The organism is Polaromonas sp. P3_B4 (assembly GCF_056402835.1).
This window is the reverse complement of the sequence record NZ_JBFUGQ010000001.1, coordinates 3,148,989-3,170,869: the sequence shown is the minus strand read 5'-3', so window position 1 is coordinate 3,170,869 and position 21,881 is coordinate 3,148,989. Positions and strand designations below refer to the sequence as shown.

Genomic DNA, 21,881 nt, shown 5'->3' with positions numbered 1-21,881 from the left:
ATCGCATCGTGATCGCCGCCTGATGAGGAGACCTTACCCAGTACAACGTGCGTGACGATGGATGGAGTGCTAACAGGCGGTAAAGATTGCGAAACAGAAGGCTGGAATGAAACGGGATGTAATGCCTGCAGCGGCCGATCGTTCTGTTAATGACACTTTTGTTAGAGAAAAATGTCTGCAGGCCAATGCAGATGGGCGCAAGCAGCTATCAAAAAAGGAGCGACAGGACTGCGGCGAAAAAATGGCGCGTGCAATATGAGACGATTGCCCCATGCAAGATTTCTGGCCTTCCAGCGGCTTTTCCCGGCTCCAGCGCAACGCACGCGGCTGGCTCGCACCCTCCGACGACTATCTGCGGCTCTTTCTCGTGCGGCCCGAACTCGCGCTGGTGGCGGAGTCATGCGATGCCGAACGTGCCTTGCACGCCGCACTGGTGGCCGCGCCGTCCCGGCCGGTTTCGCCCGCCGAATTGGGGGCTCTGGAAGATGCGGATGCACGTGACAACTACAACCTGTTTTTGCGATTTCGCGACGGCTTGCTCGCCGCCGGCACGCTGGAGGCGTACTACCTGGGCCTGTTCCCGCGGGACGGAACGGGCCGCATCGACATACCGCCCCTGTTCATCGACCTGATCGCCCAGGCAGTTGTCCACAACCTGCTGGAAGGCTCCACCGATGCGTATGAAGTGCGCGCCGCTGAAATGCTGTTTCGCCCCCAGCGCATCAGCACACAGGACGGCCAGGTGCTGAGCGGTGACCAGGAGGTGATCGACATGTTCAATGAGACCGGCGGTGTGGGCGACTTCGGCCGCTTCCTGGCGGAGGCCAAGGCGCCGGTGCCCGTGGTTGAACTGCAGGTGCTCAATGACGACAACGCTTTCACGTATTGGCAGCAGCCGGGCCGCCACCGTTTTTTGCTGGACCTGACCCATGAGGTCAGCAACGACCTGAGCCACGGCCTGGTCTTGACGATGGTGCGCGCCCGTTCAGGCCTCAAGGCGCTGGCCGGCGTGTTGCAGAAGTGGGTGAAACATTTTCTGGGCGTTGAAGTCACTATCCGGCCCGTGCAGAAAGTGGACGACGAAGCATGGCGCTGGCATGTGGGGCTGGACGTGGAGGCCACGGCCTTGCTCAATGACCTGTATGAGGGAAGGGAGGTTGCACCCGACCGCCTGCAACGCCTGGTCAGCCTGTTCCGTCTGGAATTCGTGGACACGCGGGAAATGCGCAGCGATGTGGCGGGCAAGCCGGTGTACCTGGGGTTGATGATGAACGCCGACGGGGTGGTGAGGCTCAAGCCGCAAAACCTGCTGGTGAACCTGCCGCTGCTGCCTGCAGCTTCCTAGGGGCGTGGGCGGATCAAGCCGGATCGTTTCAGTCGCTGCCCTCCACTTCCACCACCAGCACGCGGGCCTCGCCCACCGGCGAGGCCACATGTTCGGTGCCCACGCTCGCGAAAAAGATGTCACCGGTTTCCAGCATCACGGAGCATTGCCCGCAGTTGTCGCGGTAGCGCATTTCCACACGGCCATCGAGCACCGCAAACACTTCTTCGCCCTCGTTGATATGCCACTTGTAGGGCTTGTCGGTCCAGTGCAGCCGGGTGGTGATGCCCTGCATATTGGCTACCGTCAACGCGCCCCAGGCGCGTTCTGCGGTGAAATCCTTGCTTCGGATGATCTTCATGTCGGTCTCCATCAGGTGCAGTGAAAGCTTCGCCATGCTACGTCGCGGGGCCGGAGGAACCATGAATTCTTCGGCTTCCATTGATTCCGTATCCGCATCACTGAAACGCGCCGTTGAGGACTTGGCAGCGATAAGATGGTTTGCATGAAAAGCGTATTGCTGCCTTGCGGCGAAACCATTCCTGCCTTGGGCATGGGCACCTGGAACATGGGCGATGTGCCGGCGCGGCGCGCCGGCGAACTGGCGACCTTGCGCCTTGGCCTGGACCTGGGCTGTACGCTGGTCGATACCGCGGAAATGTATGGCGAGGGGCTGGCCGAAGAGCTCGTGGGCGAGGCTCTGCAGGGAAGGCGTGATGAGGCCTTCATCGTCACCAAGGTGTATCCGCACAATGCCTCGAAGGCGGGCACGGTGGCCGCCTGCGAGCGCAGCCTGCGGCGGCTGCGCACCGACCGCATTGACCTTTATTTGCTGCACTGGCGGGGTTCGGTGCCGCTGGCCGAAACCATGCAGGCTTTGATGGCGCTGCAAAAGGCCGGCAAGATACGTCATTACGGCGTGAGCAACCTTGGCCTCTCCGACATGCAGGAGCTGTGGCAAGTGCCCGGCGGTCAGGGCGTGCAAACCAACCAGCTGCTGTACAACCTCACGCGCCGCGGCATTGAGTGGGATCTGCTGCCCTGGCTACGCGAACGCAAGGTGCCTGTGATGGCCTATTCGCCGATTGAGCAGGCGCGGCTGCTGCGCCATGCAGGCCTGACCTGCTTCGCCGTGCGCCACGGCATGCAACCCGCTCAGGCGGCGCTGGCCTGGGTGCTGGCGCAGGACGGCGTCATCGCGATTCCCAAAACGGGCCATCCGGAACGGCTGCGCGAGAACGCCGCGGCGGCGCAGATCCGGCTCAGCGATGAACAACTGGCTGAACTGGATGTGTTGTTCAAGCCGCCTTCCCGCGCCACCTCGCTGGAGATGATCTAGACCTTTCCAGGGGTCAACGCGTCAGCCACATCCCTATTGCCAGCAAGGCCGCCTGGACGGCCATGGCGATGTAGAGCGGCTTGCGGGAAGGCGTGGCGGCATCCTGAAGCGTCTGGCCAATACGCTGCGCGAGCAGCGTGCGCAACACGGGATCAGGCGCACCTGGTGCTGGCGCAGGTGCGGCCTCGGCGGCGCGGGCCTGCTGCCATTGCGCCAGTACATCAGCCAGCGGCAGGCGGTTCACCACAAAATTGATCATGCCGCGCACGGCGCGTCCCTGGCCCAGCACGGGCGCCAATTGCTGACCAATGGCATCGGCCGACAGCATCTCTGACACCCGCTCCAGCGCGCCTTTGGTTCGCGGCATGGCCTCGATGCGTGCGGCAATCGCGTCCGTCAGGCGCTGCGACATGGCCTCCCCATGGCCCATCACGACTTGCTGTATGGCCCGGCTGCGGCCACGCGCCACGCCCAGCATCAGGTAAATCGGAACAAAGGCCAGCAGCAGCATGCTGACCAGCAAGGGCGGTGAAAACAGCAAGGCGAGGACGGTGCCGGCGCCGCCTGCGTGCGCTGCGGCAGGCATGCCAGGGCCGGACAGCCGGCTCAGGTAGAAGAAGAACACGCCACCGCCCAGCAGGAAAGCCAGCAAACCACCCATTGCGACAGAACCGGCAAACGCCACACCGGCTTTGGCGCCGGTCCGCACCATCGATGGCGCAGCGGAAGAGTTTGATGACATGCAAGGCCTCCTTATTTTTTAAAGGGCTGATCATAAGCGGCGCTTGCGGCGGCACAGGTGGTGCACGGCAGGTACTGCAGCCCCGTCCGCGCCATCGCCGATCGAGACGCCAGCCCCCTCGGATCACGGCCGGGCCGCGCGGCACCGCCGCGTTGCATAGACAGGCCGGCGAATAAAATTGAAGGTCAAACCGGCTGCAAGCGGATGCGTCTTTTTCATTCGCCTTATGCTTGCAAGCCCCATAAGGAGACCTTCCCCCATGCTTCGCAAATTTTTGTCGTTCATCGCCCTCGCGCTCGTGCTCTGTGCGGCGCAGGCCCAGACATACCCGGCCAAGCCGATACGCCTGATCGTTCCGTTCCCGCCTGGCGGCGGCACCGACATCCTGTCACGCCTGGTGGCCACCAAACTGACGGAGGCCAGCAAGTGGACCGTGGTGCCCGACAACCGCGGCGGCGCCGGCGGCACCATCGGCATTGCCGAGGCTGTGCGCGCAGCGCCCACCGGCTACGACATGGTGATGGGCCAGAAAGACAATCTGGTGGTTGCGCCCTGGCTGTACAAAAACCTGAGCTACGACCCGACCAAAGACCTGGTGGCTGTCGCCCATGTGGCCTACACACCGGTCGTGATCGTCACCGGTGTGCAGTCGCGCTTCAAGACGCTGGCCGACGTTGTGGCCGCAGCCAAGGCCGCGCCTGACTCCATCACCTATGGCTCGCCCGGCAATGGCACCACCATTCACCTGGCTGGCGAAATCTTCAACACCGCCGCCAACATCAAGCTGCGCCATGTGCCTTACAAGGGCTCCAACCCCGCGATGATGGATGTGCTGGCCGGCAATGTGGACCTCATGGTGTCGTCTCTGCCTTCGGCCATCGCCCAGATCAAGTCGGGCAAGTTGCGCCCGCTGGCCGTCACGTCGGCCCGCCGCAGCACCTCGCTGCCAGACATTCCTACGGTGGCGGAACTGGGCTACAAGGACTTTGATGTCAGCACCTGGTATGGCCTCTTCATGCCGGCGGGTACTTCCAAGGACATCGTCGCCACCGTCAATGCCGAGGTCAACAAGCTGCTGGCCACACCCGAGATGAAGGCGGCCATTCACGCCCAGGGCGCCGAAGTGCAGAACATGACGCCCGAGCAGTTTTCCGCCTTGCTCAAGAGCGACTACCTGAAGTGGAAGAGCATCGTGCAGGCTTCCGGCGCGACCATCGAATAAGCTGGTTCACGCTTTTTCGCGCAAGGCGGCGCCCCGATGGGCGCCGCCTTTTTTTATGGGCCGCAGCGCTCCGTGTAAACCCTAGGCGGCAAAAGTCCGGGTACGTGACATGATCTAGTCATCTATAGGACTAGATCAATCATGGCCATTCCAGCAAACCCTTCGCTGACCTTGGTGCCCACCGAACCGGGCCAAAGCCGTTATGCCGCCCTGGCCGCCGCCTTGCGCGCACGCGTGGTGGCGGGCGAATGGCCGCCAGGCAGCGCCTTGCCGGCCGAGCAGACCCTGGCCGCCGAGCACGGCGTGGCCTTGGGCACGCTGCGCCGCGCGCTGGAACTGCTGGCCGACCAGGGGCTGATCGAACGCATCCACGGCCGCGGCACCTTTGTGCGTGCCGGCATGACGGGCGGCACCATGATGCGGTTTTTCCGCTTCGGCGAGGGCACGGGTGAAGTGCCAGCCTCGCACATCGTCTCGCGCCGGCTGCTGGTCGCACCCGCCGAGGTGGCGCGGCGCCTCGGCCTTGCACGCGGCGATATGGCGCTGCGGCTGCAACGCGTACGCTCGCTCTCGGGCCAGCCCTGTGTTTATGAAGAAATCTGGCTGCCGCCGGCCCTGTTCGCCGGGCTCGCCGAGGGCGATATCGCCAGCTGGGGCGACCTGCTCTATCCGATGTTTGCCGAGCGCTGCGGCGTGCACGTGGCCCGCGCGGTCGATGAAATCAGTTTCGGCGCGCTCACGGCGGCGCAGGCCGGCCACCTGGCCTTGTCGGCCGGCCATCCTTGTGCGCTGGTCACGCGTTGCGCCTACGACCTGGCCGGCCATTGCGTCGAAGTGCGTTACACGCGGGGCGACGCCCATGCCTTTCACTACACCGTCACCATCACCTGAACGCCCAGCCCCCTCACCGAAACTGGAGAAAACCATGTCACACCCAAGCAACCGCCCTGCAAGCAAAGTGCAACCTTTGAACCGCTCGCGCCGCCTCGTGCTGCAGGCCGCGGGCGCGGCCGTCGTCGCCCCCTGGGGCTTTGCCGCCCATGCCGCGGGCCAGATCGCCGGCGGCAAGCCGATCACGCTGGTCGTGTCCTATGCCGCGGGCGGCGGCGCCGACTTGATGGCGCGCCTGATCGCGCCGCGCATGGCCGAGTTCCTGGGCCAGCCCGTGCTGGTCGACAACAAGCCCGGCGCCGGCGGCCAGATCGCCGCGACGCAGGTGGCGCGCGCCGTGCCCGACGGCACGCAGTTGCTGGTCGATGCCTCGTCCTTCGCCGTCAATCCCGCGCTTTACCCCAAGCTGCCCTACGACACCGACACGGCTTTCGCGCCGCTGGCCGTGCTGGCGCAGTTCCCCAACGTGCTGGTGTGCACGCCCGGTTTTGAGGCCAAAAGCGTCAAGGACCTGATACGCCTGGCCAAGGCCAAACCCGGGCAGATTGCCTATGCCTCTTCGGGCAACGGCTCGGCCCAGCACCTGGCTGGCGCGCTGTTTGAAGACCTGGCCGGCGTGAAGCTGGTGCACGTGCCTTACCGCGGCGGCGGCCCGGCCATGAACGACGTGATGGCTGGCCAGGTGCCGCTGTTCTTCGCCAACGTGGCCTCCTCGCTGGGGCAGATCCAGTCGGGCCGGCTGCGTCCGCTGGCGGTGACCAGCCGCCGCCGCACGCGATCGCTGCCCGACATGCCGACCATGGAAGAAGCCGGCGTGCCTGCGTATGAAGTGCTCGAATGGAACCCGGTGCTGGCGCCCGCCGGTATAGACGCCAAATCCAAGGCCGCGCTGATCGCCGCCATCCGCAAGACCATGGGCGATCCCGAAGTGCTGGGCCGCATTCGCAGCCTGAGCGGCGAGGCTTTTCCCGATGGCCCGGAAGCCCTGACCCAGGCTTTCCTCAAGGCCCAGCAGCTCAAATGGGGCCGCATCATCAAAGACCGCAAGATCACCACGGGTTAAGCGGTGCAGAGTTCCACGCCTGACCTGGTGGCGCCCGGCTGGGACAGTCACGTCCACGTCTTTGACGCCGCTGCGCTTGTTGCGCCAGGCCACTACCGGCCCGCGCACCGGCCGCTGGCGGACATCGAGCAACTGGCCCAAAGCCATGGTTTTGGCCACCTGGTGCTGGTGCAGCCCAGCGTCTATGGCACCGACAACACAGTGCTGCTGGACGCCTTGCGTGCCGGAGGCGGGCGCCACCGCGGTGTGGTGGTGCTGCCGCCGTTCATCGACGACGCGGCGCTGCAGGCCATGCATGCGCTCGGCGTGCGGGGTGTGCGCTTTAACCTGGTGTCTCCCGTCGGAGACAGCCTCAAGGCCGGGGAGGGTGAAGGTGCACGGGACAGCTTCCAGGCCCTGGCGCCGCGCTTGCGTGCGCTGGGCTGGCATGTGCAGTGGTATGCGGCACCGCAAGACCTGCCCGTGATCGCGGCCCTGCATGCGGCCAGCCCGGTACCGGCGGTGTTGGACCACCTCGCCGGCATGTACGCCGGGGTTCCTCCGGATCACCCGGCCTGGCTGGCGCTGGAGCAGCTCGCCGACCAGGGCGCCTGGGTCAAGCTCTCGGGCTGGTACCGCCTGGGGGCGCAGGCGCCGTATGAGACGCTAGACGAGACCATCCGCAAGGTCGCGGGGCTGTTCGGGCGGCGCATGGTCTGGGGCTCCGACTGGCCGCACACCGCCTTTGCACCCGACGCGCTCCCCGCCTATGCCAGCACCTGGGAGCCCGTGGCGCGCACGCTGGCGGCGGCCCAAACACAGTGCGTCCGGGAGCAGGCGCCGGCCGCCTTGTACGCCTGATAAGCCCGGCGGGAGGCCTGCAGCCCCGGAGTGGCTTAAAATCACGGGCTACGCCATTTTTAACCCGGAGTCTTCCATGCCCAAGAAAATCAGAGTCGAAGCCGACATCTGCGCCCCCAAGCCAGTCCCTCCCAAGGGCTACACGATCACGACCGGCCGCGGCCAGAAGATCAGCCTGGAGCGCGGTTCGCACACCCGCAGCAAAAAGAACCCAGGCAAGCGCCCTCACCAGGGTTGAGCCGGTCTGCTGATGCGGCCCCTTGAGGCTGCATCCAAAAAAAGCGCCCTGGGGGCGCTTTTTTTTATGCCGTTGGGATCACGCGCCTGAATGAACAGCATGGGCACGGCGGCTCAGGCCTGGCCTGTTTTAGCTCTCAAGCGCAGCCGCTATGCGGTGAGGCATGAGGCGTTCGCGTGGCGCTTCGCCACCCCACAGGCTCAACATCAGGTCCACGATGACCGGTCCGAAATCCTGATGCGGAATTTCGACCGAGGTGAGCCACGGGGCGAGCCAGGCATTGATCGGGTTGCCGTCGATGCCGACCAGCTCGCAGTCGCCGGGCACCCGGATCCCGCTCTCGCGGGCCACGCGGTGCAATCCATAGGCGACCTGGTCGCTGATGCACATCGCGCCACGCGGCCAGGCACCGGGCGCCGCGAACTGGGCCCCGGCGGCGTAGCCGATTTCCAGGTGCGAGATGCCTGGGGCCTCTACCCGACGGATCCGGTCGGCTGACAAGCCTCTGGCGCCGGCCCGCTCGCAGAAGCCCTGCACGCGTTCCCTGGTAGTGGACGATCCGCGCGACGGAAATACCACGGCCGGCGCGTCGATGCCGCGGTCGAGCAGGTAGTCTGCGGCGGCGGCGCCGGCCGCCAGGTTGTCCGGCCCCACGAAGGAACATGTGCCGAACGGGCTGCGCCGGCTCACGAAGACCATCGGCGCGCCGCGCTCCACGAAGTCGCGCAGGCCGGCACTGGGCTGGGCCGCGACCATCACGTAGCCCTGCACGACCTGCGAACGCATGGCGTTGAGATAGTCGTCCTGCAGCTCCGGCCGGTCGTGCGTGTCGCACAGGATCATCGTGTAGCCGGCCTCGCGCAGCGCGGCCTCGGTGGAGGCGGCCAGCGTGGCCATCACCGGGTTGTCGAGGTTGGCGGCCAGCATCGCGACCAGGCGGCTCTCACGGTTGCGTAGCGCGCGCCCCAGCTGGTTGGGGTGGTAGCCCACGGTCTTGATCGCCTCGCGCACGCGCGCCAGCGTTTCCGGCGAAGCCCGCCGGGTCTCGCCGTTCACGATGCGCGAGACGGTGGAGATTGAGACGCCGGCCTGCACAGCGACTTCGCTCAGCGAAACCGGGCCGACGCCCTTGCGCCTGCGCGGGGTGTCGTCGGTCATCGGTGCGGGCGGCAGGCCTGCCGGGTCTGGACGCCGCAGCGAATGACGGGTTGGCGCGAAGGCCGGACATGTGGATGGCCAGGCGGGAGCCCGGCGAGTGGAAAGCGAAGCATCGATGGGTCGTATTTTGGGAAAACAAGGGCCGAGGGCGGTGGCCGATCGGTGGCCCGATTAGTGCGGGCCAAGACAAAACATATAACCGAGAAAACTGCAGCTGACAAGTATGGCAAACGATTGCCAAGCATTGGCAAACGTTTGCCATAATAGCCAAAACCGATAACGATCGCAAACCAACGGCCCAAGACGACATGGTTTTCACCTCTAGCGGCACGCACAGCGACGGCAAGCCTCTGCCGGTGCTTTTGCTCGACCCGTCTCCGCGCATCGGGGAAATGCTGCCCGGTGATGGAGTGGATGCCGCGCTGCGTTCCGTCGCGCGCCTTGCATCCCATTTCGGCTCGCGTGCCCAAGGCACCTTCATCGACGCTGCACTGTGCGACTGGCGCGAGACGCCATCAGGTTTCGCCTTTGCGTCGGCGGCCGACGCGCATTCCTGAAGCCGACGACAGATCGGCCCCTCCCTTCCTTTTTTCCAGAAAGAGACAACCATGAACTTCCAGCTTCGTTTTCTCGCCAGGCGCGCCACGCGCGTCGGCCTTCTGGGCGCCGCCGTCGCCACGCTGGCTACCAGCGCCTTCGCCGACATCCGCGTCATGTGCTACCAGGACGGCAATGAGTGCGATGTCACGGCCGACCTCATCAAGCGTTATGAAGCCCAGAACGCCGGCGCCAAGGTGATCCTTGACGTGGTGCCGTACAAGACGGTGGTTGAGCAATTGCCTGTCCAGCTCGCGGCCGGCCAGGGCCCCGACATCGCGCGTGTCGCCGAAATCGGCGGCCTGTCGAAGAACTACATCGACATCAGTGCCTATGTGAAGGACCGCAAGTACTGGGAAGACAACTTCGGCAGCACCTTGCCCTGGATGCGCAACAAGGCGGGCGACAAGGGCATCTACGGTTTCCTGTCGCAAATGACCATGACCGGCCCCTTCGTCAACAAGACCTTGTTTGAGCAGGCCAAGGTGCCGATGCCCGGCCCCAAGGCCACCTGGGAAGAGTGGGCCGATGCGGCGCGCAAGGTGGCCAAGGCTACGCAGACCCCGGCCGCCATGGCCTGGGACCGTTCGGGCCACCGTTTCGCCGGCCCGGCCGTCAGCTATGGCGCGAAGATTTTCGACGCCAAGGGAAACCTCACGGTGGATGCCGGCTACAAGACCGCCGTGGGCAAGTTCGTTGCCTGGCACAAGGACGGCACCATGCTCAAAGACGTCTGGGGCGGCTCGGGCGGCTCCAGCTATGCCGATGCGGTGGGCGAATTCAAGAACGGCCGCGTGGTGATGATCCTGTCGGGCTCCTGGCAGATCAACCGCATGCAAAAGGAAATCGGCAACGCCTTCGACTGGGTCGCCGTGCCCAATCCCTGTGGCCCGGCTGCCTGCTCGGGTATGCCCGGCGGCGCGGCCTGGGTGGCGCTGAAGACCACCAAGTCGCCGAAAGAAGTGGGCCGCTTCCTGGACTTCATGGCGCAGGAGGCCAATGTCGCCGAATTCGCGTCCCGTACCAACAATATTCCGGCCCATGCAGGCGTGGCCAAAAAAGGCGTGGACTACCCGAGCGCCGGCCCGACGGCGCGTGCCGCGCTCGGCGTGTTCACCAGCGGCACCTCCACCATCGTGCCGCCGGCCTACGCGCTGCAAGGCTACAAGTACAACCGCGCCCTGATGCTGCCGACCGTAACCCGGGTCACCCAGGCCATCGTGGGAGAGATCAGCGTGGATGAGGCCGTGACCAAAATCGGCACCGACATGGCCGAAGCGGTAAAACAAGCCGAAAAATAGGCGCACCCCCGTGGCGCGCACTGCGTGCGCGCCTCCCCCTTGCAGGGGGCGACACCTGCGGCCTGGCGGAGCCAGTTCCGCGGTGTCACTGGCATAAGACGGCGCAGAGGGCGTCATGTTGGGCACAGTAGATCGGAGTCGGTATGTCGGTTTTTTCGGCCTTCCTGGGCTTTTTGTTCAACCTGTTCGAGCCGGTCTTCCGGCTGGGCCAGAAATGGCTGGGCGCCTCGCGCATAGGCTGGCTCTTTGTCGGCCCCAACCTGGTGGTGATCAGCATCTTCACCTTTTTACCTATCGTGGTGAACCTGGTGTATGCGGTGACCGGCGGGGTAAATCTACTGCCCATGCAGCGGCCTTTCACGGGGCTGGAAAATTTCGCCATCCTGCTTGAATGCCGCGACTACACCGACCTGCAGACCTGCCGCACCGACATCTTCTGGCGTTCCATCGCCAACACGGTGAAGTTCAGCCTGATCCAGGTGGCCTTGATGGTGTTCTTCTCGCTGGTGACGGCCCTGGTGCTGAACCGCAAGATCATAGGCCGCGGCTTCTGGCGCGGTGTGTTCTTCTACCCGGTGCTGCTGTCGCCGGTGGTGGTGGCGCTGATCTGGAAATGGCTGTTGCAAAGCCAGGGCGTGTTCAATGCCGGCCTGGTGGCCATGGGCGGCTCGCCGATGGACTGGCTGCTTGACCGGCACTGGGCATTCTTCTGGGTGGTGGTGGTGTCGATCTGGGCTCACATGGGTTTTTACACACTCATTCTGCTGGCCGGCCTGCAGGCCATTCCGAAAGACGTCTACGAAGCCGCCGAGATGGACGCTGCACCGCCGTTTCGCGTGCTGAGGCGCATCACGCTGCCCCTGCTCATGCCCAACCTGATCGTGGTGCTGGTGTTGGTGATGATCCGCGCGGTGCAGAGCTTTGACGAAGTGTTTGTGCTCACCGGCGGCGGCCCGGGCTCGGCCACTACCTTCATCGTGCAATACATCTACCAGACCGGTTTCGCCGAACAGATCCACCTCTACGGCCTGGCCGCCGCGGCCTCGCTGATCCTGGCCGCCGGCCTGATGGCCCTGACGCTCGCGCAACTGCGGCTGTCCAAAGCCGGTGAGGCCGGAAAAATCAAGAAGTAAGGAAAAGCCATGGCCAATTTCCTCACCCGCACCAAGGGCTACAAATACGGTGGCACCAGCCTGCATTGGACCGACTGGGTCTCCTATGCCTACCTGCTGGCCGGCCTCATCGTGATGTTCGGCCCGGTGCTGTGGCTCGTGATGTCGTCCTTCAAGACCGAAAGCGCGCTGAGCCAGTTCCCGCCGACCTTTCTGCCCTACAGCCAGAAGGAAGCGGTGGTGGCCGGATACGACAAACCCCTGCCGCTGTTCCGTGCCAAGGACGAACAGGGCAATATCCGCGAACTGGCCCAGGTGCGCCGCATCGGCCTGGTCGCCACCATGGTCGATCCCGCGGCGCCGCAGACCGAACTGCGCGTGAACATCAATGACCGCAAACCGGTGAATGAACTCAAATTCGCCGGCGGCAACTACACCGAGCTGTTCGGCAAGTTCGCCTTCGGCACCTATCTATGGAACAGCGTGTTCATCACCGTGGTGGCGACCATCCTCACGCTGCTGTTCAATTCGATGGCGGCCTTCGCGCTGTCCAAGTACCAGTTCACCGGGCAGAAGACGGTGTTTGTGCTGATCATCGCCACGCTGATGATTCCGCCCACCATCATCCTGGTGCCGGCTTTCCTGGTGATCTCGGAGCTGAACCTCTTGAACAACCTCTGGGGCGTGATCCTGCCCGCGGTGGCCACGCCGACGGGCGTGTTCCTGCTGCGCCAGTACATGCTGACCATTCCCGACGAATTGCTGGAGGCCGCGCGCATGGACAACGCCAGCGAGTGGCGCATCTACTGGAAGATCATCCTGCCGCTGGCCGCTCCGGCGATGGCGGTGCTGGCCATTTTCTCGTTCATGTGGCGCTGGAACGACTTTCTCTGGCCGTTGATCGTGCTGTCCAAGTCGGAGCACTTCACCTTGCAGCTCGCGCTCAATGCCTTCCAGGGTGAACTCAACACGCAGTGGCACTACCTGCTGGCGATGACCGTGATCACCTTGATTCCGATCACCCTGGTCTTTGCCTTCCTGCAGAAATACATCGCCACTGGCATCGCCAGTGCCGGCGTCAAATAACCAAGGACTTTCCCGTGGCCACTCTTGAACTCGCCAACGTCGTCAAAACCTTCGACAAAGCCACCATCATCCATGGCGTGGACCTGACCGTTTCCGATGGTGAATTTGTGGTCTTCGTCGGTCCCTCAGGCTGCGGAAAATCCACGCTGCTACGCATCATCTCGGGGCTGGAGCCCGCCAGCAGCGGCGACATCCGCATCGACGGCCAGCGTGTCAATGACGTGAGCGCCGCGCACCGCGGCTGCTCGATGGTGTTCCAGTCATACGCGCTCTACCCGCACATGAGCGTCTACGACAACATGGCTTTCGGCCTGGAAAACCTGGGCGTGGCCAAAGCCGTGATCGAGAGCAAGGTCAATGCCGCCGCCACCATGCTGCAGCTCGCGCCGCTGCTGCAGCGCAGGCCCACCCAGCTCTCCGGCGGCCAGCGTCAGCGCGTAGCCATAGGCCGCTCCATCGTGCGCGAACCCAAGCTCTTCCTGTTCGACGAACCGCTGTCTAACCTCGATGCCGAGCTGCGCGTTTCGATGCGCGCCGAGATCCGCGACCTGCATGCCCGGCTTGGCGCGACCATGATTTACGTGACACACGACCAGGTCGAGGCCATGACCATGGCCGACAAGATCGTGGTGCTGCGCGCCGGCCGCATCGAGCAGGTCGGCTCGCCGCTGGAGCTGTATAACCGGCCCTGCAACCAGTTCGTGGCCGGCTTCATCGGCAGCCCGCGCATGAACTTCGTGCCGGTGGCTCAGATGCCTGGCGCCAAGCCTGGAACAAGCACGGTGGGCATCCGGCCCGAGCATGCGCAGCTCACCAACGACGGTCCGCTGGAGATGAAGGTGTCGCAGGTCGAGCAACTCGGCAGCACCAGCATCTTGCATGGCAACGTGGTGCCCGATGCGCCTTTTGAAATCATCCTGAGCGGGCAGACCAACATCCAGCGCGGCGACACCGTCAAGGTGACCGCACCCGCAGAGCACCTGCATTTCTTCGACCAGAACGGCTTGCGTCTTTGAACCTGCGCCACCCGAAACATTGACCAGCCGACCATGCGCCTTGACCAAGCTCCCACTTTCGCCCTGCAATCGCGCAGCGGCAACCACCTCGTCCTGAACAGCACCAGTGGTGCCACGGCCCACATCTGGGTGCTCGAAGAAGACATCGTTCGTGTGCTGGTGCTGCCGCAAGGACGGCTGCAGATGCCGCGCAGCTGGACCGTGGCGCCTGGACTTGAAAACTTGCCCGTTGAAGGCCGCGACCGCTTCGACGTGAGCGGCTTTTCGCTGCCCGCATTCGAACTCAAGGAAGAGGGCTCGCAACTACAGATCACCACAGGCGCCGTGCGCCTGACCATCGCGCTCGAAGGCTTCTTTTGCCGCTGGGAAAGCCGGCAACAGGGCCGCTGGCAGGCCACAGCCTCCGACCGCACCACGCAGAGCTACAACTTTGGATGGTGGGACGAAAAGGTCTACCACTACCTGCAGCGCGAACGCGGCGAAGCCTACTTCGGCCTGGGCGAGCGCGCCGGCGACGCCAACCGTGCCGGCCAGCGCTACCGCATGTGCAACCTCGACCCCATGGGCTACAACGCACGCAGCACCGACCCGCTGTACAAGCACATCCCGTTCTACATCACGCGCAAAGGTGGTGAAAAAGACGCCGGCCTGTGTTTCGGTTTGTTCTACGACACCTTGTCCGATTGCAGCTTCGACATGGGCCGCGAGATGGACAACTACCACGGCCACTACCGTTACTTCGTAGCCGATCACGGCGACCTCGACCTGTATTACATCGCCGGCGCCGACCAGGCCGCCATCACGCGCCGCTACACCTGGCTCACGGGCAGGCCCATCTTCCCGCCGCGCTACGCGCTGGGCTATTCCGGCTCGACCATGAGCTACACAGACGCACCGAATGCGCAAGAGCGCATGGGCGAGTTCCTCGAACGCTGTGAAGAGCACGACATTCCCTGCGACTCGTTCCACCTGTCGTCGGGCTACACCTCCATTGGCCCGGGCCGTTACGTCTTCAACTGGAACCGCGAGAAGTTTCCCGACCCCGCAGCGTTTGTGCAGAGTTACCTGGAATGCGGCGTACGCCTGGTGCCCAACATCAAGCCCGCGCTGCTCAGCAACCACCCGCGCTTCGAAGAGGTCAGGCAGGTCGGCTTGCTGGTGCAAGACCCGGACGGCCAACCCACGGCCATACAGTTCTGGGACGGCACCGGTGCGTACCTCGACTTCACCAACCCCAAGACCATCGCTTGGTGGAAGAGGCAGGTGACTGAGCAGCTGCTCGAATACGGCATCCCCGCCACCTGGAATGACAACAACGAATACGAGATCTGGAGCGACAAGGCGCTGGCCCACGGCTTCGGCGCGCCCCGTCCCGCGCGCGAGGTGCGCCCGCTGCAGACCTTGCTGATGATGCAGGCGTCGCATGCCGCGCAGACCGAGTTCGCGCCCGCGGAGCGGCCCTACCTGGTGTCGCGCTCAGGCGCCGCGGGCATGCAGCGCTATGTGCAGACCTGGTCGGGCGACAACTACACGGCCTGGGAAACGCTGCGCTACAACATCCGCATGGGCCTGGGCCTGGCGATGTCGGGCGTGTCCAACACCGGGCACGATATAGGCGGTTTTTCCGGTCCTGCGCCGGGGCCCGAGTTGCTGCTGCGCTGGGTGCAGCACGGCATCTTCCTGCCGCGCTTCAGCATCCATTCGTGGAACGACGACAAAACCGTCAATGAACCCTGGATGTACCCCGAGGTGACGCCCCAGGTGCGCGAGCTGATCCGCCTGCGCTACCGGCTCATGCCTTACCTGTACGACCTGGTATGGCGTTACCACAGCGCCTACGAACCCATCATCCGGCCGACGTACCACGACTTCCCGGAAGACACGCACTGCCTGGAAGAAAACGACGACATGCTGCTGGGCGCCCATTTGCTGGTGGCCTCGGTGGTCGAGCCCGGTCAGACCGAGCGCCGCGTGTGGCTGCCCGGCACCGGCGGTTGGTACGAGGCGCACACCGCGCGGTACGTGAAAGCCGGCCAGTGGATCACGCTGGATGCGCCGCTGGATGGCCCGCCCCCATTGCTGGCACGCGAAGGCTGTGCCGTACCGCTGAACCTCGGAGAGATCCATTTCGCAAAGGTCCAAGACCTGCGCGGCTTCCAGGTATTTCCCTTCAAGGGGGATGGCAGTTTCGAAGCCAGCTGTTTTGAAGACGACGGCCATAGCCAGGCCTGGCGCAGCGGCGCTTATGGGCAGTGGCGCCTGCGCGTTGATTGCACCGCGCGAGGCCTGCACATCGCGGTGTTCCGTGAGGGCGCACAGCCACCTGTGCAAGACAACCTGGTCTTGCTGTTGCCGGCAACAGAGCAACGCCCGCTTAGCTTTGACGGCGGGGCGCTGGTGCAGGATCAGCTCGAAGGCGCCTGGAGGCGGCTGACGCTGAAGCTTTGACCCTATATGAGGGAAATGTGTCCTGGGCCGCTGCGATCCCGGGCAGCGGATCACCAGCCTTGGCGGTAAGCCGTGACGGTGCAACACGATGGCTGGAGTTCTGGCACGTCCTTTGCATGCTGTCCTGCGGTGACGACAATTCACTACGGGAGGCTTCAAATGTTGGTCCTGATCTTGCGACCCCTTGCATCTGTCGGCCTGGCGGCCGCTTTCACCACAACCGGCCTACACGCCTCAGACGTTGCCGCCGGCCGCCCGGTCAGCCCAGCCAGCCAAACGCAAACCCTGAGTGTGCCGGACCACAGTGTCAAACCGGTCAACGCGGCCAAAACCAGGGCCGCGGCAAAACGCACGCTGGGTACGAACCCGGCGATGCCGCTTTGGGAAGGCCCCTGGGGTCCTCACCATTGAGGTGGACTTCGACGGAAGTTGTGACTTGGCCCATTGCACTCTCCGGCGTCTCTGGTGTGATTGGCCTGGAGCGGCAACTTCGCGCGTTGATCAGTCTCCTGGACCACGCCGCCTCTGCCTCATTCAGCTGGCCACCGCCGGAGCCTCAAGGGGCAGGCGGCGACTGGCTCGTCAACCACTGGCGCAGTGATTGGATTACGGGCGCCTTGGCGCGCTCGTTCGTCGTCACCAGAAAGTAACTGCGCGGCGAAATAAAGGGCTTGTCATTCAGCTTGACCAGGCGCCCGGTCTGCAGCGCCGATGCGCTCACATAGTCCGGCGCCAGTGCGATGCCAAGTCCGGCCTCCGCTGCCGTCAATGCAAGCGACAGCAGACCGTAGTGGGCGCCCGGCATCGGGACTTCTACAGACGCGCCCAGCTGCCGCAGGTAGGCCGGCCATGAGTTGGGCACCATGCTCTGGTGCAGCAAGGGCAGCGCTGCCATTTGCGTGCCCGTCAGCGGCGCCGCCAGCCGGCTCAGCGTGGGCGCCGCAAGAGGAAAGGAGTGCAGGGGGTGTAGCAGGTCGGCCACGCAGCCGGGCTCCGGCCCTTCGCAGTAGACGATAGCCGCGTCCAGCCCCGAGTCGCGCATGCTGATGGGCCCGGTATGCGTGGCCACGTCCAGCTGGATTTGCCGGTGCGCGATGGCGAAGGCGCACAGCCGAGGCATGGCCCACAGCGTGCCAAAGGTGGTGGGCACAGACAGCCGCAGTATCTTGCCTGGCATGGAGCCCATGGACGCGGCGATGGTCGCTGACTCCAACTCGTCCAGCAGGGTGCGCACCCGTCGCAGGTAGCTGGCACCGTCAACCGTCAGCTCCATCCCGCTAGTTGTGCGCCGGCACAGTGCAACGCCGACAAAGCCCTCCAGGTCCGACAGCTGGCGGCTCACCGCGCTTTGCGTCAGACCCAGTTCATCGGCTGCGGCAGTGATGCTCAGGCGCCGTGCAATCACCTCGAAGGTGTTGAGGTTGACGATGGAGGGCAGGTGGCGCTGCGTCGGATATTTCATGGCGGTTACGGCCATTATTGGCATGGCATCCGTTCGCCCGCAATGAAAAAGGCTATGCGGGCATGAAATAAATGCAGGGGGGTATGCGTTTATTCCGTTGGACAGGCCGGCGCGCATGTCAGATATTCGGGGCGCCGCAGTGGGCGGCCCCTCAAGAACAGAAGTTGGAGTCACAGATGTCGAAATTTCAAGCGCGCCTTGTACTGCTGCTGGTGGCGGCCACGCTGGCTGGCACCGCCCTGGCGGCGGATTGGCCCGCCACCCAGCCTATCAAACTGATCGTGCCCTCGGCCGCCGGCGGCACGCCCGACCAGACCAGCCGAAAACTGGCCTACTACCTTCAGGACAAGCTCAAACAAGCGGTGATCGTCGAGAACCGCCCCGGCGCGGCAGGCACCATTGCCATGCAGGCGGTGGCCACCGCCAAACCCGACGGCTATACGCTGGGCTTCGGCAATATCGTGACCATGGCCATCAACCGCAGCCTGATTTCCAAGATGCCCTACAACCCCGATAAAGACCTGGCGCCGGTGGCCGTGCTCTCGCAGGTGCCCAATGTGCTGGTGGTCCGCCATGGCCTGCCCATCGCCTCGGTTCGCGAATTGGTCATCTATGCCAAGAGCCACCCGGGCAATCTGACCATGGGTTCCGGCGGCAACGGCACCACCAGTCACCTCAGCGGCGAAATCCTCAAGGAAAAAGCCGGCATCAGCTTCAGCCACATTCCCTACCGCGGGGCTCCGCAGGCGCAGACCGACCTGATCGGCGGGCAGATCGACTTCATGTTTGACAACCTGCCGTCCATGGTGGGCGCGATCCAGTCGGGCAAGGTGCGTCCGCTCGCGGTTACCAGTAAACGTCGCTCGGCGCTGCTGCCCAACGTGCCGACCATGGAAGAGGCGGGCATTGCAGGCTTCGAGGTGGTGGCCTGGGGCGGCATTGTGGCACCGACGGGCACGCCTCGGTCGGTGATCCTGCGCCTGAACCGTGAGATCAACAACTGGCTGCAGGCACCTGCGACCAAAGCCGAATTCGCACAAGTGGGGCAGGTCGCGCTTGGGGGAACGCCCGAGTTTTTCAAGACACATATTGACAGCGAGGCGAAAAAATGGGGTGACGTGATCCGCAACGCCGGAGTAAAGCTTGACTGAATGTGCCTGGCCTTTCGCGTAGGCCTGCTGTTGCGTTTCGGCTATTCGCTTCACACAAGGATGCGCTGACAGGCGCAACCACATACCAAAAACAGACCCCAAGGACAAGCATGTTCAGTTCCCCCGTCCCCGCTACCCAGGTTCTCGCGCACTGGGCTGCCACGGTCCCCAGTCAATGGGGTGAATCCACCCTGCGCACGGCGGAGCACTCCCTGGAGGACACCATCGTCGCCATGGTGGCGGGTGCTGGGGATCCGGTTTGCGCCTCGGTACGTGCGGGATTGCGTGTCGCGGGACCGGTCCCGGTGGTGGGTAGCAACACCGGGACTTGTGCCGCCTTCAGTGCATTGGCCAACGGCACGGCCGCCCATGCGCGGGAGTTGGATGAGATGTTTTTCGTCGCCGGTGGCCATTTTGGCTGCGCTGTGATCCCAGCCATCCTGGCGCAAGCGCACGAGATTGATGCCACGCTCGATGCGGTGCTGGATGCACTGATCGTCGGAAGCGAGGTGATGGCCCGCGTCGGGATGGCGATGGACCGGTCCCATGCCGAAAAAGGCTGGCATGGTACTCAAACCATTGGTGTAATTGCTGCCGCAGCCGCTTGCGCCAGACTGCTTGGGCTGGGCGTCGGCGGTATGACACACGCCCTCAGCCTGGCTGTTTCCATGGCAGCTGGACCCAAGGTCCAGTTCGGCACCGACACGAAACCCGTGCATGCCGGACTGGCGGCTCAAGGCGGTGTGCTGGCCGCATCGCTTGCGGCCTCAGGCGTCACCGGCAGCGATAAAGCCCTGGAAGGCCCGCATGGGTTTGGCGCACTCTATGCTGGGGGCTTGGCGGCCGACTGGCGGTCCATGACTGCAGTCAACGATGGCCCGCTGGCGATCGACAGCCACGGCCTGGGATTCAAGCTGTATCCCAACTGTGCGTCCACACACCGCTGTCTGGACGCGTTGCAAGCCCTGGCCACGGAACACCGATTCGGCATGGAGGACGTGGAGCGTGTCGAAACATTGGTCGGGCGCGTCAACCTGGTGAATCTCAAATACCCGGAGCCGAGGGATCCCCGCGAGGCCATGTTTTCCATGCCCTACGCGGTGGCAACGATGCTCCGTTATGGCACGGTCACGTTGGCCGACTTCACGCCGCAAGCGGTGCAAGACGACGTGACCCGGCGCCTCATGCCACGCGTCGAAATGCGCCTGGATTCGACACGCGTGGAAACCGCAACGCAGCTGCTCCCCCACACCACAGTCGTAACCTTGAAGGACGGACGACGCCTGGAGCGTGTGGTTCACCACGCCAAAGGGTCATTCCTGAATCCGTTTTCGCCGTTGGAGCGGCAAATCAAATTCGAACAATGCACCATGGGCATCCTTCCGGAAGAGCGTTTGGCACCGCTTCGCGACAACCTGGCTCGACCGCAAGGCGTCAAGGTCCGCCAAGTGCTCGCTCTGCTGCAGTTCGAAGCCCGGGTTGATGATGGCGCGCGTTTCGGCCGTCCATGAGGAGGCGGGTCGGGCCCCCTTCCTTGATCCATGGAATCCAGCTTGCTCAGGCGGGCCCGAACCCGACGGTTCCCCCGCGCGGATCACAGCCGAAGCGGCGCTGGCAACGGAGAGTCCGCGACCGTGTTGCAGCAGGTTGACCACTGATCGATATCCAAGTCCGTCAGATTCGCGGCACAAAGGAAACTCTCATCATGCACAACCGTTGTTTATCGTCGGCTTTCGCCGAGGCCCTGATGGCACTGGCCGTGGGGGCCCTTGTGACGGGAGCCGGTCCGGTACTCGCCGCAGAGATCATAGTAGGCCAAGTCGCCCCCATGTCAGGGCCGGAGGCCGGTCAGGGCCGCGCTTACGCCGCCGGCATGCAATTGCATTTCAACGCCATGAACAAGGCCGGTGGCATTAACGGTCATAAGTTCACACTCTTGCGCAAGGATGATGGCGGGAGGCCCGACGACACGGTCACGTTGACCAAGCAGATGATTGCTGAAGATAAGCCACTGGTTCTGGCCGGTTACTTTGGCGGCAAGAATGTTGCAGACTTGGTGTCTGCGGGAATTTTGGCAAAAGAAAAGATCGCTCTGGTGGGCTACCGTACTTCGGAGATTCAGCCGGACACCCCCTACCTGTATAGCGTGCGGGCAGGCCTGCGCGACGAGATTTCCAAACTCATTGAGCATTTGGCCACCATCGGGATTAAGCGCCTGGGGCTTTTCCATGAGGCTGGGCCGGGCTCAACTGCGGTAATCGCCGCGGCCGAGGAGTCAGCTAGGAAAGTCAGAGCGACGATCGAAGGACGCGCCTCCTACGTCGCCAACACGGTCAACGTCACCGACGCCGTGGACACTTTCATGAACATGCAGCCGCAAGCGATCATCATGGTTTCCAGCGGGTCTGCTGCGGCTGGCTTCATTGAGAAGTACCGTATCGCAGGTGGCGCGGCTCAACTGCTTTCGCATTCGGGCGCCGACATCGAGCAACTCTCGAAACGACTGTCTCCGGAGCAGATGCAAGGTGTGGCTATCGCCCAAGTGACGCCAAGTCCGTACAAGGTCTCCAGTCAGCTAGTCAAGGAATTTACTGAGACCGCTGCCAAGACACCCAACCTGGAAGTGCCTGTGAGCTACGCCATGATGGAGGGCTATATTGCCGCTCGCGTCATTTCTGAAGCGATACGCCGCCAAGGCAGCAGGCCCAGCCGCGAGGGGACCGTTCTAGCCTTGGACGGCATGAGTAATTTTGACCTGGGTGGTTACTTGATCAGCTTTAAACCGGGACAGCACTCTGGCTCCAGCTTCGTCGAGTTATCCATCGTCACCAGTGCTGGCAGGATTCGTCAATAGTGCCATTGATCAGTTGGGTAATAGCAGCCCCCGGCGA

At 63.8% G+C, this 21,881-nt stretch carries 21 protein-coding genes; 17 read left to right on the top strand and 4 right to left on the bottom strand.

The annotated features are described in order from the left end of the window. The first annotated feature begins 106 nt into the window (after nucleotides 1-106). Both AC1DVV_RS15030 and AC1DVV_RS15025 read left to right on the top strand, forming a co-directional pair. On the top strand, nucleotides 107-259 hold the full coding sequence (locus AC1DVV_RS15030) for a hypothetical protein (RefSeq protein ID WP_457281310.1): 153 nt from the start codon (nucleotides 107-109) through the stop codon (nucleotides 257-259). A 12-nt stretch (nucleotides 260-271) separates the two neighbouring features. Continuing rightward, nucleotides 272-1,345, top strand: a complete 1,074-nt coding sequence (locus AC1DVV_RS15025) for a DUF6352 family protein (RefSeq protein WP_477701684.1) — start codon at nucleotides 272-274, stop codon at nucleotides 1,343-1,345. Between the two features lie 28 nt (nucleotides 1,346-1,373). On the opposite strand, the gene AC1DVV_RS15020 is transcribed toward AC1DVV_RS15025, so the two are convergent. Continuing rightward, on the bottom strand, nucleotides 1,374-1,685 hold the full coding sequence (locus AC1DVV_RS15020) for a cupin domain-containing protein (RefSeq protein WP_477647520.1): 312 nt from the start codon (nucleotides 1,683-1,685) through the stop codon (nucleotides 1,374-1,376). Between the two features lie 144 nt (nucleotides 1,686-1,829). Between AC1DVV_RS15020 and AC1DVV_RS15015 the strand changes: the two genes are divergently transcribed. After that, entirely contained in the window at nucleotides 1,830-2,663 is an 834-nt protein-coding gene (locus AC1DVV_RS15015; RefSeq protein WP_477701683.1) for an aldo/keto reductase, read from the top strand. Between the two features lie 13 nt (nucleotides 2,664-2,676). Here the strand turns inward: AC1DVV_RS15015 and AC1DVV_RS15010 are convergent, their stop codons facing one another. After that, the gene (locus AC1DVV_RS15010) at nucleotides 2,677-3,405 is read right to left on the bottom strand and encodes a hypothetical protein (RefSeq protein WP_477701682.1); all 729 of its coding nucleotides are present in this window, start codon (nucleotides 3,403-3,405) and stop codon (nucleotides 2,677-2,679) included. A gap of 259 nt (nucleotides 3,406-3,664) precedes the next feature. Between AC1DVV_RS15010 and AC1DVV_RS15005 the strand changes: the two genes are divergently transcribed. The 5 genes from AC1DVV_RS15005 to AC1DVV_RS14985 all read left to right on the top strand — a co-directional run bounded on the left by AC1DVV_RS15005 (nucleotide 3,665) and on the right by AC1DVV_RS14985 (nucleotide 7,659). Then, on the top strand, nucleotides 3,665-4,627 hold the full coding sequence (locus AC1DVV_RS15005) for a Bug family tripartite tricarboxylate transporter substrate binding protein (protein WP_477701681.1): 963 nt from the start codon (nucleotides 3,665-3,667) through the stop codon (nucleotides 4,625-4,627). A gap of 141 nt (nucleotides 4,628-4,768) precedes the next feature. After that, a complete protein-coding gene (locus AC1DVV_RS15000) occupies nucleotides 4,769-5,518 on the top strand; it encodes a GntR family transcriptional regulator (protein ID WP_477701680.1) in 750 nt (249 codons plus the stop codon). A gap of 34 nt (nucleotides 5,519-5,552) precedes the next feature. Beyond that, nucleotides 5,553-6,581 carry a tripartite tricarboxylate transporter substrate binding protein gene (locus tag AC1DVV_RS14995; RefSeq protein ID WP_477701679.1) on the top strand — a complete coding sequence of 343 codons (1,029 nt, stop codon included), beginning with the start codon at nucleotides 5,553-5,555 and terminating at the stop codon, nucleotides 6,579-6,581. Between the two features lie 3 nt (nucleotides 6,582-6,584). Then, a complete protein-coding gene (locus AC1DVV_RS14990) occupies nucleotides 6,585-7,421 on the top strand; it encodes an amidohydrolase family protein (RefSeq protein ID WP_477701678.1) in 837 nt (278 codons plus the stop codon). 76 nt (nucleotides 7,422-7,497) lie between these two features. Continuing rightward, nucleotides 7,498-7,659, top strand: a complete 162-nt coding sequence (locus tag AC1DVV_RS14985; protein WP_007863796.1) for a hypothetical protein — start codon at nucleotides 7,498-7,500, stop codon at nucleotides 7,657-7,659. A 129-nt stretch (nucleotides 7,660-7,788) separates the two neighbouring features. Here AC1DVV_RS14985 and AC1DVV_RS14980 read toward each other — a convergent pair whose 3' ends face one another. Beyond that, nucleotides 7,789-8,817 (bottom strand): LacI family DNA-binding transcriptional regulator, encoded by a 1,029-nt coding sequence (locus AC1DVV_RS14980; RefSeq protein WP_477701677.1) that lies wholly within the window; start codon nucleotides 8,815-8,817, stop codon nucleotides 7,789-7,791. Nucleotides 8,818-9,125: 308 nt separating this feature from the next. Between AC1DVV_RS14980 and AC1DVV_RS14975 the strand changes: the two genes are divergently transcribed. From AC1DVV_RS14975 to AC1DVV_RS14950, 6 genes are all read left to right on the top strand, one after another. Then, on the top strand, nucleotides 9,126-9,374 hold the full coding sequence (locus tag AC1DVV_RS14975) for a hypothetical protein (RefSeq protein ID WP_477701676.1): 249 nt from the start codon (nucleotides 9,126-9,128) through the stop codon (nucleotides 9,372-9,374). Between the two features lie 51 nt (nucleotides 9,375-9,425). After that, a complete protein-coding gene (locus AC1DVV_RS14970; protein ID WP_477701675.1) occupies nucleotides 9,426-10,715 on the top strand; it encodes an ABC transporter substrate-binding protein in 1,290 nt (429 codons plus the stop codon). A 143-nt stretch (nucleotides 10,716-10,858) separates the two neighbouring features. Further along, nucleotides 10,859-11,848, top strand: coding sequence for a carbohydrate ABC transporter permease (locus tag AC1DVV_RS14965; RefSeq protein WP_457281295.1), 990 nt, complete (start codon nucleotides 10,859-10,861; stop codon nucleotides 11,846-11,848). Nucleotides 11,849-11,857: 9 nt separating this feature from the next. Next, nucleotides 11,858-12,913 carry a carbohydrate ABC transporter permease gene (locus tag AC1DVV_RS14960; protein WP_457281294.1) on the top strand — a complete coding sequence of 352 codons (1,056 nt, stop codon included), beginning with the start codon at nucleotides 11,858-11,860 and terminating at the stop codon, nucleotides 12,911-12,913. Nucleotides 12,914-12,927: 14 nt separating this feature from the next. Further along, complete coding sequence (locus tag AC1DVV_RS14955; RefSeq protein ID WP_457281293.1) at nucleotides 12,928-13,929, top strand: ABC transporter ATP-binding protein; 1,002 nt, start codon at nucleotides 12,928-12,930, stop codon at nucleotides 13,927-13,929. Between the two features lie 33 nt (nucleotides 13,930-13,962). Beyond that, nucleotides 13,963-16,377 (top strand): glycoside hydrolase family 31 protein, encoded by a 2,415-nt coding sequence (locus AC1DVV_RS14950; RefSeq protein ID WP_457281292.1) that lies wholly within the window; start codon nucleotides 13,963-13,965, stop codon nucleotides 16,375-16,377. A 556-nt stretch (nucleotides 16,378-16,933) separates the two neighbouring features. On the opposite strand, the gene AC1DVV_RS14945 is transcribed toward AC1DVV_RS14950, so the two are convergent. Beyond that, nucleotides 16,934-17,839, bottom strand: a complete 906-nt coding sequence (locus AC1DVV_RS14945; RefSeq protein ID WP_457281291.1) for a LysR substrate-binding domain-containing protein — start codon at nucleotides 17,837-17,839, stop codon at nucleotides 16,934-16,936. A gap of 176 nt (nucleotides 17,840-18,015) precedes the next feature. Between AC1DVV_RS14945 and AC1DVV_RS14940 the strand changes: the two genes are divergently transcribed. The 3 genes from AC1DVV_RS14940 (at nucleotide 18,016) to AC1DVV_RS14930 (ending at nucleotide 21,844) form a co-directional block, all read left to right on the top strand. After that, nucleotides 18,016-18,990: a Bug family tripartite tricarboxylate transporter substrate binding protein gene (locus AC1DVV_RS14940; protein ID WP_457281290.1), complete on the top strand. Its 975-nt coding sequence runs from the start codon at nucleotides 18,016-18,018 to the stop codon at nucleotides 18,988-18,990. Between the two features lie 110 nt (nucleotides 18,991-19,100). Further along, nucleotides 19,101-20,501 carry an MmgE/PrpD family protein gene (locus AC1DVV_RS14935; RefSeq protein ID WP_457281289.1) on the top strand — a complete coding sequence of 467 codons (1,401 nt, stop codon included), beginning with the start codon at nucleotides 19,101-19,103 and terminating at the stop codon, nucleotides 20,499-20,501. Between the two features lie 194 nt (nucleotides 20,502-20,695). Then, nucleotides 20,696-21,844, top strand: coding sequence for an ABC transporter substrate-binding protein (locus tag AC1DVV_RS14930; RefSeq protein WP_457281288.1), 1,149 nt, complete (start codon nucleotides 20,696-20,698; stop codon nucleotides 21,842-21,844). Nucleotides 21,845-21,881: the final 37 nt, after the last annotated feature.